Origin of the sequence: Shewanella sp. SG41-4, assembly GCF_014164505.1 — a bacterium.
Taxonomy (GTDB): Bacteria; Pseudomonadota; Gammaproteobacteria; order Enterobacterales; family Shewanellaceae; genus Shewanella.
Map to the genome: position 1 here is coordinate 20,858 of NZ_JACJFI010000009.1, position 18,695 is coordinate 39,552.

At 42.6% G+C, this 18,695-nt stretch carries 12 protein-coding genes; 2 read left to right on the plus strand and 10 right to left on the minus strand.

Features of this window, described 5'->3' with window-relative positions; genetic code table 11:
- The first annotated feature begins 184 nt into the window (after positions 1-184).
- Positions 185-691 (plus strand): DTW domain-containing protein, encoded by a 507-nt coding sequence (locus tag H5202_RS02060; protein WP_259397159.1) that lies wholly within the window; start codon positions 185-187, stop codon positions 689-691.
- A 79-nt stretch (positions 692-770) separates the two neighbouring features.
- Positions 771-2,402, plus strand: a complete 1,632-nt coding sequence (locus H5202_RS02065; protein WP_182770520.1) for a methyl-accepting chemotaxis protein — start codon at positions 771-773, stop codon at positions 2,400-2,402.
- A 92-nt stretch (positions 2,403-2,494) separates the two neighbouring features.
- On the opposite strand, the gene H5202_RS02070 is transcribed toward H5202_RS02065, so the two are convergent.
- The 10 genes from H5202_RS02070 to H5202_RS02115 all read right to left on the minus strand — a co-directional run.
- Positions 2,495-5,122: a glycoside hydrolase family 3 C-terminal domain-containing protein gene (locus tag H5202_RS02070; RefSeq protein WP_182770522.1), complete on the minus strand. Its 2,628-nt coding sequence runs from the start codon at positions 5,120-5,122 to the stop codon at positions 2,495-2,497.
- Between the two features lie 15 nt (positions 5,123-5,137).
- The gene (locus tag H5202_RS02075) at positions 5,138-5,899 is read right to left on the minus strand and encodes a DUF6445 family protein (RefSeq protein ID WP_182770524.1); all 762 of its coding nucleotides are present in this window, start codon (positions 5,897-5,899) and stop codon (positions 5,138-5,140) included.
- Between the two features lie 9 nt (positions 5,900-5,908).
- A complete protein-coding gene (locus H5202_RS02080) occupies positions 5,909-7,396 on the minus strand; it encodes a tryptophan halogenase family protein (RefSeq protein WP_182770526.1) in 1,488 nt (495 codons plus the stop codon).
- A gap of 42 nt (positions 7,397-7,438) precedes the next feature.
- On the minus strand, positions 7,439-8,458 hold the full coding sequence (locus tag H5202_RS02085; RefSeq protein ID WP_182770528.1) for a cupin-like domain-containing protein: 1,020 nt from the start codon (positions 8,456-8,458) through the stop codon (positions 7,439-7,441).
- Between the two features lie 5 nt (positions 8,459-8,463).
- Positions 8,464-9,186: a SapC family protein gene (locus H5202_RS02090; RefSeq protein ID WP_182770532.1), complete on the minus strand. Its 723-nt coding sequence runs from the start codon at positions 9,184-9,186 to the stop codon at positions 8,464-8,466.
- A gap of 135 nt (positions 9,187-9,321) precedes the next feature.
- Positions 9,322-10,896, minus strand: coding sequence for a tryptophan halogenase family protein (locus tag H5202_RS02095; protein WP_443019303.1), 1,575 nt, complete (start codon positions 10,894-10,896; stop codon positions 9,322-9,324).
- A gap of 319 nt (positions 10,897-11,215) precedes the next feature.
- Positions 11,216-14,122, minus strand: a complete 2,907-nt coding sequence (locus H5202_RS02100) for a TonB-dependent receptor (protein WP_182770536.1) — start codon at positions 14,120-14,122, stop codon at positions 11,216-11,218.
- Positions 14,123-15,045: 923 nt separating this feature from the next.
- On the minus strand, positions 15,046-16,056 hold the full coding sequence (locus tag H5202_RS02105) for a LacI family DNA-binding transcriptional regulator (protein WP_182770538.1): 1,011 nt from the start codon (positions 16,054-16,056) through the stop codon (positions 15,046-15,048).
- 55 nt (positions 16,057-16,111) lie between these two features.
- Positions 16,112-17,440: a glycoside-pentoside-hexuronide (GPH):cation symporter gene (locus H5202_RS02110; protein WP_182770540.1), complete on the minus strand. Its 1,329-nt coding sequence runs from the start codon at positions 17,438-17,440 to the stop codon at positions 16,112-16,114.
- A 91-nt stretch (positions 17,441-17,531) separates the two neighbouring features.
- Positions 17,532-18,695 (minus strand): GH1 family beta-glucosidase (locus H5202_RS02115; protein ID WP_182770542.1); only part of this gene is annotated, 1,164 nt, incomplete at its 5' end.

Below are 18,695 nucleotides of genomic sequence, written 5' to 3' on the forward strand. Positions count from 1 at the left end.
CTAACTCACCCATTTTGCTCATCGATTTTGCGAGAGTATATCGTATTTTCATAGCGTTAATGTATTGGTCTATCGTAAGCAGTCGTTTCAGGTTATTGAATTGTGTTTATCGATGATTTGGTGATAATCACGGTGTGTTAGTACGCTATTAAGTGATTTATTTTATAGGTGTTATTTTAAAATTATGTTGAAAATTATTTTGCTAACGCATTCACGAGAAATGGGTCGTGCTAATAATACAGGCCAATTAGTCAAACACGTTTTAGGCGATAGCGCGCGGGTGGTTGAGTGGCACCGTAAACAACCCGACGCTGAATTATTGACTGCAATTGAAGCGGGTCTTGTTGGGTTGGTATTTCCTAAAGATGATGAAAATATTTCTGAAAATGTATGCGAGATACCTAAAAGTCTATTATATTTAGTGCTTATCGATGCCACTTGGCAAGAAGCGCGCAAGATGTATAACCAAAGCCCTTACCTAAAAGCCTTGCCTAAAGTGTCATTAGTTGATGCGCCAAAGTCGATATATCCACTAAGGAGAAACCAAATTGAAGGAGGATTATGTACGGCAGAATGTGTAATACATTTATTGACTGAGTCAGAAAACGTAATCGAAGCACAACAGCTAAGTCAGTTATTGATGACATTTATTGGCAGTGAGGCCAATGTTTTTACAGGGAATAAGCGTTAGCCAATATAGATTGAAACATTTGTTGTTTAACCTCGAATAATAAAAAGCACCCACATTATAATAATTACCGGAGGTTAATATGTTTAGCACCATTCGGGCTAAATTCTCACTAATATTCATCATATTTGCAGTCGCTATAGCCTTTATTGCCATTACGAATGCCACTCAAAGCCAAAATCAACTAGACCAGATTCATGAACTTAGTCGTCAATTTAATCCAGCTATCTCTAGCATTATCAATGGCGATCGCGATTTATATCAAGCTCATTTAAGCGAAGTTATTCTGCTTGATGGTGCGCTAACTGCTCAACAACGAGATGATCAAATAAGTAATTGGCAGGAGAATGCTGATCAAGCTAAGCAGCGCGTTGCCGACTTCAACAGTCATTTAGACAATTACCCAGAAGTGCTCAGTGCACTTAACGGTTTTGATACTCAATATCAGAAATGGTTTACGGCCTCTACCTCGGTCATCAATGCTGTTAAGACTGGCGATTATGCAACAGCGAAGCAACGTTATAAAGATACATCTTTAATTGAGTTTGCAAGGTTGCGTGATATTTTTAATGCGGCGGGTGAGCGTGCCGATGAGCAGGTAAAGCTAATCGACCTAAATAATACTCAAACATCAAAAAGCCACATGACAATATTATTTAGTGTGTCTGGTATTTTGATTGTTTTGATCATCTTTTTGGCTTACTACGGTCCTAAAATTGTGGTGGATAGAATTAAGGATGTTACCGACCGTATTACCGATATAGGCAAAGGTGATGGCGATTTAACCCGTAGATTAATCATAAAGCAACATGATGAAATAGGTGAACTAGCAGCAGCATTTAATCATTTTGTCGATCATTTGCAGCAAATGATCATCGCCATTGATAAACAGTCTAATGATGTGAATAGTTGTATTGAGCAATTAGCGAGTAATGCCGGTGTTGCCAGCCAAATCAGCCAAGAGCAGCATTATTCAGTTGATAGTATTGTCACAGCGGTGAATCAAATGAGCTCCGCTGTTCGTGAAGTGGCTAAAAATGCATTAGATACAGCTTCTGAGATTAATAATGTAAATGACCAGACGGTTGAAGGTAAACGTATTTTGTCGTTGTCAGTCGATAATATTCAACAACTGTCGACGTCTGTTCAAAATGCGGTGGTGGCTATTCAAGCCTTGTCGACCAATTCATCGCAAATTGCGTCAGTTCTTGATGTTATCCGTGGTATTGCAGAGCAAACTAACTTGCTTGCATTGAATGCTGCAATTGAGGCGGCTCGAGCGGGTGAACAAGGGCGCGGTTTTGCGGTTGTTGCTGACGAGGTAAGAACCTTGGCCAGCCGAACTGAGCGGTCAATTCAAGATATTCAGAATATGATTGAAAAACTTCAGGATGGTGTTAAAGATGCTGTTCATACCATTGAAGCGGGTGCAAATTTAACTGCTACGACGGTTGAATTGTCATCGCAAACACAAACATCACTGGACTTAATTCTGCAAGCCACGGCTAATGTGATTGACATGTCAACACAAACTGCAGCAGCAACGGAGCAACAAACTCATGTTACCGAAGAGATTAATCGTAATTTGACAGAGTTGTCTGACAAAACCCGTCATTGCAATGATGTGATTGCTGAAAACCAACAAATTGCCAAGAAAACCGCTTCTGTGTGTAAGTCATTGCGCTCTGAGGTGGTTCGATTTAAGGTTGTTTAATATAGGATTGAACTGATAATTTAACGCAATAAAAATGGCTTAATGTTTATCACATTAAGCCATTTTATTTGGTGTTTTTTAAGTACTAGCTTCTATTTCACTGAGAGATAGTTAAAGCGTTTACGCAAACGAATGTCGGCAACCGATGCGCCAATCATCACTTCAAATTGGCCAGACTCGGCTAACCAGCTATTGGTATTAACGTCCCAAAACGATAAGTCGCGTTGGGTTAGCGTAAAGCTAGCAGTTTTGGTTTCACCCGCTTTTAACCATAACTTTTCAAAGCCTTTTAGCTCTTTTGCGGGACGCGGTACGCTGGCTTTTACATCGTGTAAATACAACTGGGCGACTTCTGCACCATCGACTTTACTGGTGTTGGTAATATCAACCTTGGCTGTAATGGTGTCATCGTCGGCAATATTTGTGCTTGAAAGACGAATGTTGCTGTAATCAAATTTGCTGTACGACAAACCATGGCCAAAGGCAAATAATGGCGCAATATTTTGTTGTTCAAACCAGCGATAACCAATAAATACCCCTTCGCTATAAAGTGATTCAGTGGCGTTGTAATCGTTTAACGCGATAGGCGCGGTGTCAGTAAGTTTTCTCGGTAAGGTGATGGGCATTTTACCGCTAGGGTTTTGATTGCCTAATAACATATCTGCGTAAGCATTGCCGGCTTCCATACCGCCATACCAGCCCCACACTACTGCTTTAGCGTTATCTGCCCACGGCATTTCTACCGCAGAGCCGCCAATCATAAACACCACTGTATTTGGATTCGCTTTGAGCAGTTTGGCGATGACCTCATCTTGCTGGCCTGGCAATACCATGTCAGGTCTGTCGATAGACTCGCGGTCATCGGCATGACTTAAGCCACCAAAGTAGATAACTGCATCGGCTTTCTTGGCTGCGGCTAAATACTCTTGTTCGGTATTGTACAAACTGTTGGGCGTCTCCCAGCCTAAGGTGGCTTGCTTGTCGCCTTGGTAACGTAAACTCACCGCGTAAGTCTCACCAGCAGTTAACGTCATCGCTTTATTGATAACATGTCCTTGGTCTGCTTGGGTGGTAGTAATTAGCGGTTTATCGTTAATGTACAATGCTACTTGGCCGTCAGCTTTTATGTTAAAACTATGGCTGCCCGTTTCAAGAGGTTTGATGTTGGCTTTAATGTCGACAAACTGTTTTTGGCCTTTGGCATTAAATTGCGGATCGGCTGTCCATGACTCACTGGCGAGCTGGGTCATCTTGTTGTCATTGTAATAATTAATTTGCCACGATGGCGTGCCAGTCCAATGACGTGTGGTTAAATAGTCATTGGGTATTGGCATAAATTGGCTGCTGGCTGGACGCATTAGTTGAATGTCGACCTTGTCACCCAGCTTGGCTTTTAAACCGGCTAATGGGCTGATTTCATAGAGTGCTTTAACTTCTGATGATCCGCCACCAAATCCATGGCGTTTATCGGCATTAGGGCCAAGTACCAAGACATGTTTAAGTTTGTCAGCATATAGCGGTAATACCTTGTTATCATTTTTGAGTAATACAATGCCATTTGCAGCCAGTGTGCGGGCATCATCACGGTGAGCTTGAGTGTTACGCTCGCCGGATAAACGGTGTTTATCCATCATGCCGATGCTGAGTTGCACCCGTAAAATACGGCGGACTTTATCATCAAGTACTGATACTGGTACTTTGCCAGCGTTAAGCATCTCGAGTAGCGGTTTTGCCATAAAGTAATCGTCAAAATCAGCGACATCTGTGCCCATTTCAATATCAAGGCCGTTCATGGCGGCATCATAAGTGTTGATGTCGACGTTCCAGTCGGTAAGTAACACCCCTTGAAAGCCCCATTCGCCTTTTAAGATAGTATTGACTAAGTGCTCGCTCTGATTGGCGTTAGTGCCTCTAAATTCGTTATAGGCGCCCATGATGGCATGTACGTTGGCTTGTTTTACCGCTGCTTCAAACGCTGGTAAATACACTTCACGCAAGGTGCGCTCATCAGGTTTTGCATTGACTTTTGTGCGGTTGAGTTCTTGGGTATTAAGGGCATAATGCTTTACGGTGGCGCCGACATCATTGGCCTGAATCGCTTTGATTTCGGGCACCACTAAACTCGCCGCTAAAAATGGGTCTTCACCCATGTATTCAAAGTTACGCCCGTATAACGGTAGGCGCGCGAGGTTTACACCAGGGCCCAAAATAAGATCTTTATTGCGATGACGTGCTTCGGCGCCAAGCACATTGCCGTGCAGCGTGGCCATGTTGAGATCCCAACTGGCGGCGATTGCGGTTAACGGCGGTAAATAGGTCGAGTAATCGTTAGTCCATCCTGCGGGAGCCCATGAGTTGCGATCGATTTCGTAGCGCACACCGTGTGGGCCGTCTGACATCCACATTTCATGTATGCCTAAGCGCTCAATAGCAGGTATATGAAACTTGCCCGCGGCATGAACTAAAGACACTTTTTCCTCTAAGGTTAATTGAGGCAATAAGCGGTTAATGTCATCTTCGACTTGGCTGGTTCGATCGCCAATACGCAGCTTTTCATTATCTGGTAACACCGTTAATGCATGTAAGGTTTGTGGGGTAATCGTTGGGTGTGCCGCCAGTGCAGCGTGGCTGAAACCTAGGCATATAAGTGATGAAACACATGCTGTAAGCGCTTTCTTTTTATGATTTGACGAGATGTTGCCGTGCTGTGGCTTAGCCATAACGAGGTCCCTGTGTTATTTGAAATTGATAAAGATATTCGCAGTAAGTCGTCCTGTTTTAGGACTGCTATCGATGTCGGTTGCTGGGTTGACTAACGTCGAGTGGAGTAGGTTACCGGGATAAATGACTAAGCGGTTTGGCCGATATTGAACCTGATGATAAAGGGTGTAGTGATCATTACTATCGACCACATAATCAGGCATCAGCGCTTGTTGTGCATCGACAACCGGCTGTGCCTGATTAAAGTAATGGTCAATGTTGTGTGGTGTTATCTGTTCATATTGCGTGGCGTTATGGCGAAAAAATCCAGTATCCCCATGAGCACCATCATTGAGATAGTGCAGAATCGCAAAATAGTGCGGCTCTGGGGTGTCAAAGTGTGGCATGCATTGCAGCGGCAATAAACGTTTTGCAGGCTTGTCGATAACCGAAAACACGCATTGTTGGGGCTTTAAGCGTAACGAGTGTGACACCTTGTAGGTATCGTATATTAACTGGTATACCGCATTAATCACGTCGATTACATATTGCTTGGGCAGCGGTGCGCGCTGCCCTGGATAGTATGAACCTTGGTCTTGATTAAATTGACTATCATCTATCGCAATATCAATTAGCTGCGACAGATCTTCGCTAAACTCATCAATGATAATCACCGGGATTTGCTGTTGGCCAATAAATTCAATGTGGGGCGTAAATGGCCCCACATTGATAATACTCTTGCTTGATAGAGTAATCTTGCTTGATATCGTTCGGTTGTTTGATGAGTCGGTTGTCATGCTACAACCTTACATGCTGGTTGATTTACAGTAATGCTGCACAAAATCATGGTGTGCTGGCAAGGTATCTACTTTACGTTTTACCGTTGCTTTAATGCTGTTTAAAAAGCTGGTTAATTCCGCTTCGTCCATCATGTCGACAATAGGATGATATTCTTTCGGCATTAAGCCTTGGCCCATCATCACTTGTATCCACGAGCTTTCGCCAAACAATTCATTGCCGTATTTATAGACTTTGCCTGATTGACTGAACATGTCTATACGATGTTGTAATGAGGCTGGAATCGGCATGTTTTTACAGTAACGCCAAAAACGACTGTCTTCGCGATCGGTGACTTTATAATGCAAAATAATAAAGTCGCGAATGTTATCCATTTCAACTTTCGTTTGCTGGTTGAATTCAGCAATATCGGCATCAATAATGCCGTGCGACGGAAACAGTTGTAATAGGCGCACTATGCTGCGTTGGATCATGTGAATGCTGGTGGATTCTAGTGGTTCTAAAAAGCCTGCAGATAAGCCCACTGCGACACAATTTTTGTTCCAATGTTGACGACGAGTACCGGTTTTAAACTTAATTACACGAGGTTTATTAATCGGTGCGCCTTCAATGTTATTGAGCAATAACTCGGTCGCATCAGCATCAGAAATGTATTTACTGCAAAACACTAAACCATTGCCGGTGCGAGTTTGCAGCGGTATACGCCATTGCCAACCTGATTCGCGGGCAATCGATCGAGTGTAAGGAATAGGTTTTTGTACCGCTTCGGTTTGTACTGCAATGGCACTGTCGCACGGTAACCAGTGGCTCCAATCTTCAAAGCCAGTGTTTAAGGTTTGCTCAATAAGCAATGCCTTAAATCCAGTACAATCGATAAATAAATCGCCTTCAATTAACTCGCCATTTTCAAGCTTTAACGCGCGGATATTACCCGTGTCGTCGTGTTGCAGTACATCGGCAATTTTACCTTCAATTCGGGTCATACCATGTTGTTCGGCAAACTTACGCAAAAACTTAGCGTAAAGGCTCGCATCCATATGGTAAGCATGGTTGTAATCTTGGTTAGGAAGCACGGCAAATCGGCCTTGGCGAGCAGCTAAATGCTCGGTGCAATAGTCGCCAATGTCACTTACTAGGCCTTGTTGCTTACCCTTAAGCCAAAAGTGTTGAAAGCCACAAGCCCAGCAGTCTTTACCTAAAAAACCAAATGAATGCAGGTAGTCTTTGTTAACGTCATGCCAGTTTTCAAACTGGATACCGAGTTTAAAGGTGGCATTGGTGGCCGCCATAACATCTTGTTCTTTTAAGCCCAGTAAACGATGGAAAATATGCAAAGTTGGAATGGTTGCTTCACCGACACCAACAGTACCAATTTCATCAGATTCTACTAATACAATTTCAAGATTTTTGCCCAACAGTTTGCTAAAGGCGGCTGCGGCCATCCAACCTGCGGTTCCACCACCGGCAATGACAACTTTTTTGATTGATTTATTCATCTTGGGCATCCTGTTTGGCTTGATATCTTGCTGTGTTCAGCATTATCGTTTTAATTTATTGATTAAGTCTGCGCGTATTTTGCGGGCCGTTAATTCGTCTAATGGCTTAGTTTGCATGCCTTTCACATTGTCGGGAATATGACTGTCATCGACATCGTCATGATCGAAAATGTAGTGTTCGAATATCGATTTCCATGCTTGGCGCTGAGCTTTAGGCAGAGAGCGTAAGCTTAATATGCTGTGCAATAAGGCATTGTTAGGTCGGCCTAAAAAGCCAGGAGTATCGCGCCACCAGTGGGTAATGAGTACGTTAAAGTCATCGACGCCGCGAACATGGTGCCACCACATGCTGGGAATAAATAATACATCACCAGGGCTTAGCTCTGCTGTTAGGCTGGCGTCTAATGCCTGCTGAAAACGCGGGAAACGTTCAAAGTCGGGGTTCGCCATATCAACGAGACTGATGTCTTGTCCACCGGGTGCCAGTTCCATTGGGCCAACATACAAATTACTAATTTGTTCGGGTGGAAATAGGGTAAAAGTGCGTTTTCCGACCACGTTACACGCTAGGTTTAGCGGAAAGTCATAATGAGCAGCCACCTTGGTTTGATTGCCCAACCAAATGCTGGTTAAAGGTTGCATGGGCGCTAAATCTAAACTGTTTTGGGCCCCTAAACCGGGTAAACATTGGTGAATGTCGGTCGAGCCCATGTACATTCCGGCAGGCATGTCTTTAATCATTTCTTGGCTTAATCGGTCAAGCAGTTGATTAAAGTCCAATCGGCCAGCTTGATAATTAAAACCATCAAGTTGTTCATTGTAAAACACTCTACCGTGTTGTTCTGGCGGGACATAATATGCGGTAACAGGCATGCCTTGATAAAACTGGCGCAGGTAAGTCATTGCGCTTTGTGTAGACTCTAATCCTGCTTGGACTAACGGCCAATGGCGACACAATCCCTTAAATACCATCGGTTTGTCGGCATCACGGATTAAGTCGATGACGCTCTCTAATGTACATTCATTGATGTGTTCGACGTGCTGAGTCTGGGCCGCTGTCATCACTATTAACCTTGAGCATTCTTGAGGTTAAGTAAGTCTCGTACATTGCTTTGCGAGGCTAATGTCATGTAAATGGCTTGCAAGTAACCTTGCTGGTGCAGCTTTGCTAATGCGTCAGCAGACAACCCGGCTAAGGTTTCTTCATTGATGGTATAAAAACCGATCATCTGATTTTTTTGGCCGTTGTCTAACTCAATATCTAAAGTGAAGGATTCCAGCAATTGATGTTCAATCAAGGCATCGACAAAGCGTTGACCATCTTGTAAACCATGATGGATGACCTCGAGAATTTCGCCGACTTCATCGAGTAATGGGGTGTTACCACCGTAAGGTAAAAACAAGGCTTCCCCCTCGGTTTCGCTGACTCTAGGGTGGTCTAAGTCCACATGAATAACGCGTTGCTGACGCTCTACACCGTCTTCTAGTACGGTTTGTTGGCCAATTAGAAAAGGTTGGCGACGCACAGTAAGCGGCACGTATGATGCGCTCCAACCTTGATCGCTTAAAAACACGTTATCATTTTGCTGAAAACCAAAAAGTGCCACCGCATAAAACTGACCTGTGGCAGTATCTTTATGAAAAAAGATTGGATAATGAGCTTGTACACTGCGAAACTCTTGCGGAAATGTCACGCTATACCAAAGGTTATCGCCAAGTGCTGCAGAGCGATGAGTCATCACTTTTAAGTCTTTATGTTCAATGCTGTTTAGTAATACATGTTGGCTCATTTTAATGTCCTATCTTGTTCGTTCAAATACGTCGTATTTTTATGATGATGGTACGTGAATATTTTCTGTATTTTTGTATGTAATCTTGTCTGTTATCGCATTTTCGCTGCTTGTTGCCGTTATCTATGCCATCTATCACAGCTTAGGGAAACCATACTGCGCCACTTTATCGAGTAAGGTGCGATTACTCGGCAGATTTTTAGCAAGAACTTGAGTGCGCTGTTGATTGTCATTAAACAGTCGCTGTGCCAATTGTTGCATAGACGGCTTTACATGAGTGGGTAATTGGGTGTTAAAACCCATGCCATAAAGTACATATTGAAAACTGGCCGCCGGAAATAGTGCTTCTTTATAACTAATATCATGTTGGCTTGGTGTTTGATAACGCCATAATTCCAGCATGGCTTGTAAGCTGTCGGGAATAGAGTTGGGATCGCGATGGTCACGCCAATAGTCATCCACTTCACGTTGGCTTATTACATAATGCAGCTTTAAAAAGTCGATAATCTGTTGCCAGTGTAGTTGGTAGCGCTCGTTGACTCGCGCAGCAATAGTGTCCATCACCATACGGTTTGGTGGTAATTGTTGGGCTAAGGTCGATGCAGTCCATTCGATTAATGCCAAAGCCGACGCTTCTAGTGGTTCAATAAACCCTGCTGCCATTCCGATAGCGATACAGTTATTTTGCCAGCATTTAGCCCGATATCCAGGGTTAATAGTGAGTTGTCTCGGTTCAAGTTTGTCAGCTGCAGCGCCATCAACACCTAGGTAATTAAACAGCGTTTGCTGGGCATCAGCAACATTGGTGTGGCTTGATGAATAAACATAACCCACGCCTTTGCGTGTCGGCAGGCCAATATCCCAAATCCAACCATTTGATTGAGCTGTTGAGTGTGTGCAAGACGCGATAGGAGTATTAACATCAGAATAGGGGACTTGTATCGCCAGAGCACGGTCGTTAAACAGCACCGATTTTTGACATAAAAAGGGCACTTGCAAATGCTCACCTAACAGCAGTGATTTTGCACCAGTGCAGTCAATAAATAACTGGCCACTAATTTCGCCATTCTGCTTGGTAATGAGTTTGTCGATGTCACCATGTTGGTTATTAATAATTTGGCTGACATGATCGCGAATATGGGTGACGCCGAGTTTTTGAGTACAATGTTCGGTGAGTAACTGACTAAACTTTGCGGCATTAAGGTGATAGCCGTAATTATTTTGGAAATGATACTGGGCAGTGGCAATGCTTTTTGGGGCTAAACCCTGCTGAGTTAATACTTGCTGGCTGCTGACGGCTTCGGCAAAACTGACTTGTTCAGCATGAGGCAACCAATATGGGCATAAGTCGAGTTCTTGGTGGCCGTGCGGCAAACTAAATGGATGTAAATAACTGTCTGCGACGTTGCTTTGTGGGTCTGTGCACCAATTAATAAATCGTGACCCTTGTTTAAAACTGGCATCACATTGGCGAATAAAATCGTTTTCATCGATACCCATTTTACTCAGGGTTGAGCGCATAGAAGGCCAAGTGCCTTCACCTACGCCAATGGTGGCGACATCGGGTGATTCGATTAAGGTAATATTGAGTTTGGGAGAGTGAGCTAAAACACCGTTATCAACATTATGTTCAGCGGCCAACAAACCAGCAGTTATCCAACCAGCGGTGCCGCCTCCAACGATGACTATTTCGGTTATTGGTTTTTGCATCATCTTTACCTACGCTTTTGGCGTGATTATTATTTTTATTCTGATGAATCTAAAAATCTGATTGCTTAAAGAACGCGTTAGCTAGCATTCAATAAAATGTAAGCACATTCAAGTAATAGTTTTTTTATATTTTTGCGTTCATGGCTTCAAACAGCTAGGCGCAAAAAAAAGTAACGTCCTTGTTACTCAATATGTTGCAATAAAAGGAGGTGACAAACGCTGGCACCTCAACGACCTGAAAGGGAACTTGAGTGAATTCCGTCTAACACTGGGGTATTAGCCGAAATATCACTCAATAACTATTGCATTACACTATAGGCTAGAAAGTATAGCGGGCACCTAAACTATAACGAGCGCCAGTTTCGGTTAGGTTTAACACTTGCTCGTTAGCCAAACCGTGTACACGGGTATACTCTTCAGTAATATTAAGTCCTTCGAAAAACACTGTTAAGCCTTCAACTTGCTCGATGTCATAACTGACTGACAAATCGATTTGCGAGTAAGCTTCAGTGTATTGTGGGAATATTCCAGTACCTTGATTTGTGGCACTTAAGAACTCATCACGCCAGTTATAAGCCACACGCGCTTGGAAGCCATAGTTTTCGTATACTAATACAGCGTTAGCGGTATCACTGATACCGACTAGTGCTAAATCACTGTTAACTAAAGTGTAGTTGGCTATTACACCCACTCCACTTTCGCCGAAGAAGTGTTGAGCAGCAAATTCCCAACCATCAATCACTGAGCTTTCAGAGCTATTTAATGGTGTATTAATATTAAAGTTTAATAACTCATCATTGTTAGCTGCACTGCCGCTAATGATTTGGTTGGTAGCATCTACAGCAGCATTGTCAGCATAATTTGCGAAAATATAATCACGAACTGCGCCTGCTTCGGTTGTACCCGTTGCGGCTACAGCAGCTTTGTATAAATCGCCAGATGCTGGGTTATAAATACCGTTGGTAGTTTTAACTGCTTCGTTACTAATAAAGTTTTGCGTGTCTTTACGGAAGTACCCTACAGACACATAGCTTGATGGCGCATAGTACCATTCAGCCGAGAAGTCGATATTTTCAGATTCTAGCGGCAATAATGTAGGATTACCCGCAGAACCACCACCGTTAGTACGGTTGGCAAGCGTCGCTAATACCGTACCACCTTGGATGTCAGTGTAATTAGGGCGACCTATAGTTTCACTGTATGCAGCACGTAGCATGACATCTTCTATTACTTCAATATTGAAGTTGAAACTTGGAAGTAAGTAGTCATAGTCACCGGTTTTGGTTTCAAATACTTGCTCACCAGTAGCAGATAATAAAATCTCTGTTTCAGCAATCCAATCAGCACCATCGTAACCGGCAACGGCTGCGGTTGAGGTTACATCAGTTTGCTCATAACGCAGTCCGAAATGCACGTCATATGGCATGCCTGAAATTTCGTTATCATAGTTGTACTGTACATAAACGGCTTGTGATTCTTCTTCAGTATAACGGTCCGTTTCAGCTGCATAATTGGTTGAAGGGCAGAAGCCATTACCACAATCACCGTTTACAGCAGAGGCATAGTTTGCTGCTGCAAAGTCACGTACTGACGCAAAGTCCCACATAAAAATGGTGTCTAAAACATCAAAGTTGCCATCAGCAAGCGAGAAGTCACCGCCATTTGCATCAAATTTGTCTTGGATGGTATCTGCTGGGAACCATGCATCGTCAAAGTCACCGGCTGAACCGACTCCACCCCAATCGTTACGCTGAACATTGACGCTTTGCGAGTGGTTGTTAACGTTAGTTAGCGCAACACCAAAGTCAATGCTGCCAGCATCTTCAAAGATATATTCGCCATCAAACTGATACTGATCAATTTCAGATTTGTTACGCGCATTGGTAAATACTGAACCTGTAAGCATCATATCTGCAGGTGTAACGGCATTGCCACCACCAACAGCAAGTACAGGTAAGTCACCGCTAAAATCAGTTGCCGCGCTAGTACGCACAAAGGCTGCAGTACTAAGGTTGTTGCTTGAGCCGTAAAGATTATTTGGTTTGTTTTCTGCAACTGAGTTGTGAGCATCAAACGTTAGCTTTAAGTTATCTGTTGCTTGCCACTCAATGTTAAAACCTAAAGAACCACTTTCGTTACGTACGCCATAATCGCCCGCAGCCATGGACAAATCAGCAGGTGAACCATAGGTTTCAGAGTAAATGAGTGGCGATGCATATGGACCATCAGACCATACGTTTTCAGACGGTACGAAGTTAAACCATGCTGATACGTCATTCGATTGAGTGTCAATATCGTTACGCATGTAAGTGTAATCTAAGCTTGTGACTACGCTATCAACTGGGCTGTACTGTAAGACTAATTGACCGTTAGTACGAGTACGTTGTTGTTCTTCAAAGCGATAAACTGTGGTTTGTGGTACTGAGTAAAATTCATCATCGCCAGGACGGTTTACTTGGGTGCTGTCATTCGCGACGCCGCCCCATTCACTGTCGTTTGTTGCTGAGCCCGGGAATGTACGCCAACCTGTGCCGACTTGCGCTTGTTGGTTACCGCTTTCACGTTCTTGGTAACTAGCTGATAGCGAAATACCAAATTTATCATCAGCAAACGTGTTTGAGTATAAACCCGACAACTCAGGGGTAACTGAGCCATTATCTGTTGATTGATCATCAACCGCTTTTACACCAAAGGTGGCTTTTAAGCCCGGAGAGCTGAATGGTTTGTGCGTTAAGATATCAATAGTAGAACCAATACCACCAGTTGAATCAGAGGCCTGGCTAGTTTTGTGTACTTCAACACCGCTGATACTTTCAGAAGCGATGTTAGCAAAATCAAATGAGCGCGAACCGGTAGTCACAGGCATTTGACGACCATTGAGGGTGATCAAGTTGTAGTCTGGACCAAAACCACGTACTGATACTTTACTGCCTTCACCGTTTGAACGGTCAATTGATACACCAGTAATACGCTGTAACGATTCCGCTAAGTTGGTATCAGGAAACTTACCAATATCTTCAGCAGATATAGAGTCAACAACGCCATTTGATGAACGTTTCACATCCATTGATTTGATTAAGCTGCCACGAATACCAGTGACCTGTAACACTTCAATATTTTCTTCACTTGCTTCATCAGCAGCATAAACTGGTAGCATACTGCTAACACCAAGCACTAACGATAAACTGGTTGCGAGCTTAGTTTTTGTAAATTTTGTTGTTTTCATCTAGGAAATCCCCATTGACTAGATTTTACTTCTCTCAATATTGCGTGTAGGCGCAAATCGTTTTTTTAATTATCTATCCACGCGGTAATCATTATTTATAATTGCAGTGTTATAAAACATCTAATGTAAGCGCTTACATAAAACTAGTGTAAAATGTGACCGCAGTCAACAAAAACAAGTTCGAATTATTACATTTCATTAACGAATATGTAGATTTATTTATACTAAATATTTTTATCTATTGTTTTTAAACAATTTTAATTTGATAATTATTTTAGCTATAAAATGTAAGCGCTTTCTTTTTTGGGTTGAATTGTTACCAATTATATCTATGACTTATCTTATTATTAGGTTCGAAGAAGGTATGTTTACAGGCATTATCTTAGGGGCGGTAGCGTATTTGGGTGGCATGATTATCAATCAATAGGGTTAGCACTCGCGCCTTTGACTTCAACCCCATTACCATCATCGGCTTTAGCAGGTTCAATATAGATACCTTGCTAAAACGACAATGGTTTTGAAGGTTTTCATTGAATGTTAGATACGTTGGACTATTACATCGTCTGATTAACAGAGGCTCGGATAAGCGACTTGAACATGCCATTAATCGTCTAGCTTAGATAATCGGTACAAATTAAGGTAGGGGTAGGGAACGGAGTTTCACTTGAAGACTAGCGATTATTTTAGCGGTGAATATATGAGGGGTTTGGCTCTACGCACAAAGCGAATCACAAATGAAATGCTAACGGCTGCTGTATTTAGTTAATAGGTTAACAGTTACCGGATTAGCTAATCGTTACCAAATTAGTTAATCGTTACCAAATTAGTTAATCGCTACTGCATTATGATCCAATGTCGCAGCCAAATAACATGAACTCATAATGAAATTTGCACATATTATTTAGCTTGTACGTTCAGATGATTTACTCTTTCAGGTTAACCGCTTTGGCTGAATCACGAATAAATAATTCTGGTTGAAATGAGCGTTCAATTTCCACGTCTTTATTATTGTAAACTTGTTGAAGTACCCAACGGGCAGCCATTTTTCCCATCTCGTTAATAGGGTTACTAACGGTGGATAATTTTGGTGAAATATATTGCGGGAAAGGAATATTATCGTAGCCAATAAATGAAATATCTTCCGGTACCCGTAATCCATGTTCTAAACATACCGCAATAGCGCCAGAAGCCATTTGATCATTAGCACACACAACCGCGGTGATGGGTTTGTTTAATGACAACAAATATTCCATAGCATTACTCCCACCAAGCTCACGAAAGTCTCCTTCGTAGCAAAGTGTTTCATCAAACGGGACATTGTACTGCTGTAATGCTCTTTTATGACCTTTTAAGCGATCACGTACATCGAGCTTAAACAGTGGCCCCGAAATATATGCTATGTGTTTATGGCCCAGAGATAAAATGTGTTCGGTTGCCATGAAACCACCTTGTTCATTTTCAAGGTACACACAACGCTCTTTAATCGAATCGATATAGCGGTTAATAAACACCACCGGCGTTGAACCTTTGCTCAGCTCGATCAGGTAATCGTCTGATACCGCTTCAACATCCAAAATTAATGCATCACAGCCGCGACTCATTAAAAACTCAACCCCTTCTTTTTCTTGCTTCTCGTCGCTATGACCTGCAGCAATAATCACGTGCTTGTTAGCCGTTCGAAGTGCGGTTTCGATTTCTGTCATCATGGGACCGTAAAAAGGACCATCTAGCTGAGACACCAAAACCCCGACACTGTTTGAGCAGTTCGAGGCGAGTGACTGTGCAATAGTATTAGGTCGATAACCCAATGTTTTCATTGCATCGAGAACTTTTTGTTTGGTTTTATCACTGACTTTGGTGTTGTTATTCATGACTCTGGACACAGTCGCAAGAGACACACCAGCCATTACAGATACATCGTAAATAGTTGCCATATAATGAGTATTAAAAAGCCGTCTTGGAGCACATGGCTCCAAGACTAACATGCTTTTATTTTGCTTCTCTATTTAATTCTAAGTGAATGTGGTCCACTTTTTGATTATCTAAGGTGTACCAACGCATTACAAAAGCCACTACTAAAGAGCCAATGGCCGGATAAATGGTGAAGGATAATAATATTCCTTGCTGAGTATGTTCCGTTTGCATGATATCAGGCTGATAACCGTAACCGGCCAATAACCACCCAGCAGAAGCGCCACCAATAGCTACCCCAAGTTTGATAAAGAAAATCACTGAAGAATAAATCATTCCGGTGATGCGCACGCCATTTTTATATTGACCATAATCGACAACATCAGCCATTTTTGCCCACAGTAATGGGGTCGCCATATTGAAAGTGAAACCCCAGATAATAAACATTCCGAATGCGAGTACCACTTGATCGCTTGGTACAAAGTAACTCACGATACACATGGCTGCCGCGAGTAATTGTAAGGTGATATAAGCTTTGACCTTACAAAAACGTTTGGCCAAAGGTTCGGCTAATACGCAGCCAAGCATGTTGCCGAGCATTCCGAGCGTAATAAATAGGGTGATGGAGTCAGGCATGTTTAGGAAGTATTTAACGTAGTAAATCGCTAAACTGGTACGCAATACCATGCCTGATAATAAGCACACAGCCGCAATAGCTAGCACACGCCATTGATCATTTTTGAGCATGTCGGTGAAGTCTTTCTTAAAGCTAGACTGTTGATCTGCCGGCGGGTGTAAGCGTTCTTTAGTCCCCCAAAAACAGGCTAAAAACATCGCAACACCCAAAATGCTCATGGCAGTAATCGTCAATTGATAGCCTTTGGCTTGATCGCCTTCACCTAAAAACTCGACTAATGGCAGGGTTAAACCTGACACTAATAAGCCACCCAACATTGCAAATACAAAACGGTAAGATTGTACCGATACTCGCTCTTTAGGATCAGCTGTTAACACCCCACCTAATGCACAATAAGGGATGTTAATGGCGGTGTAGACCATCATGAGCGCAGTATAAGTGACGAAGGCATAGATCATTTTGCCGTCTTCAGATAAATCGGGAGTGGTAAAGGCTAATACACTGATAAAACCAAAGGGTAGGGCAAACCATAATAGATAGGGTCTAAATTTACCCCAACGGGTATTGGTTCTGTCTGCTAGCGCGCCCATCAATGGGTCTGTGATCGCATCAATTAAGCGTACAGCAAGAAACATGGTGCCGACAAATGCTGGCGAAATACCGAAAATGTCAGTATAGAAAAAGGTTAAAAACAGCATGACCGTTTGGAACACAATATTACTGGCGGTGTCCCCGAGCCCGTAAGCTATTTTTTCTCTGGTGCTTATCATACATGCCTCAATTATTGTTATTTGTTAAAATGATGCGACTGTTTGAATAGAACAAAGCCGTTTATACAACGGCTTTGTGCTGATTAACATATTATTTTCTTGCGTTAATAAAGTCTCTATATGCATAGGCGCTGGATTTTAAGGTGCGTTTTTGAGTTTCGTAGTCTACATAGACAATCCCAAAACGTTTTAAGTAGCCTTCAGCCCATTCAAAATTGTCCATTAAACTCCATGCAAAATAGCCGACAACATTAACACCTTGTTCAATGGCATTATTTACTGCATTTAAGTGGGCATTATAGTATTCGAGTCTGTCTTGATCATCCACTTTACCTTCTAGCAATTTATCGTCCATTGCTGCGCCGTTTTCGGTAATGTAGATCGGCGGTAAAGGATAAAGTGCATGCAGTGAAGTCAATAAATCGGTGAAGGATTGCGGGTAGATTTCCCAGCCGATATCGGTTTTAGGCTTGCCGACCATATCGATTTGGCTAAATCCATTAATTGGATCGGCTTTATAGACCGCTCGGGTGTAAAAGTTGATGCCTAAAAAATCGATAGGTTGAGCAATAATATCGAAGTCGCCTTGTTCAATAATGGGCATATCTTCAGCGGCAAAGTCATTAATAATATCAGGGTAGCAACGATCAAATAGTGGCTTAATGTACCATTGATTAAAGTACTGATCAGCTTTGCTTGCGGCTTCAACATCTGCGGCAGAATCTGTCGCGCTGTAACAAGGCGTAAAGTTAAGTACGATACCATTTTGGCTATTTGGGCTATTTTTTTGCAACACTTTCATGGCTAAACCATGAGCTAACAATAAATGATGCGCTGATTGACGACCAAACGCTTTTGTTGCTAACCCAGGTGCATGTACGCCAATTTCATAACCTAAATAAGAGCTGCAAAACGGTTCGTTAAAGGTGGCATAAGAATAGACTCTGTCGCCAAATGCTTGGGTTATTTTATCGGCATAGTCTGCAAACAAATAAGCTGTCTCGCGATTTAACCAACCACCATTATCTTCAATATGTTGTGGCAAATCCCAATGGTATAAAGTCACAAAGGTTTTAATGCCACGACGATTTAGTTCATCGAGTAAGTCGGTATAAAATGCCACACCTTGTGGATTGAGGCTGCCATCTTTGTGCATTACGCGTGGCCACGAAATCGATAAACGGTAAGCGTCAACACCTAGCGATTCAATTAGATCGACATCTTCACGCCATAATTTAACGTGCTCACATGCTTG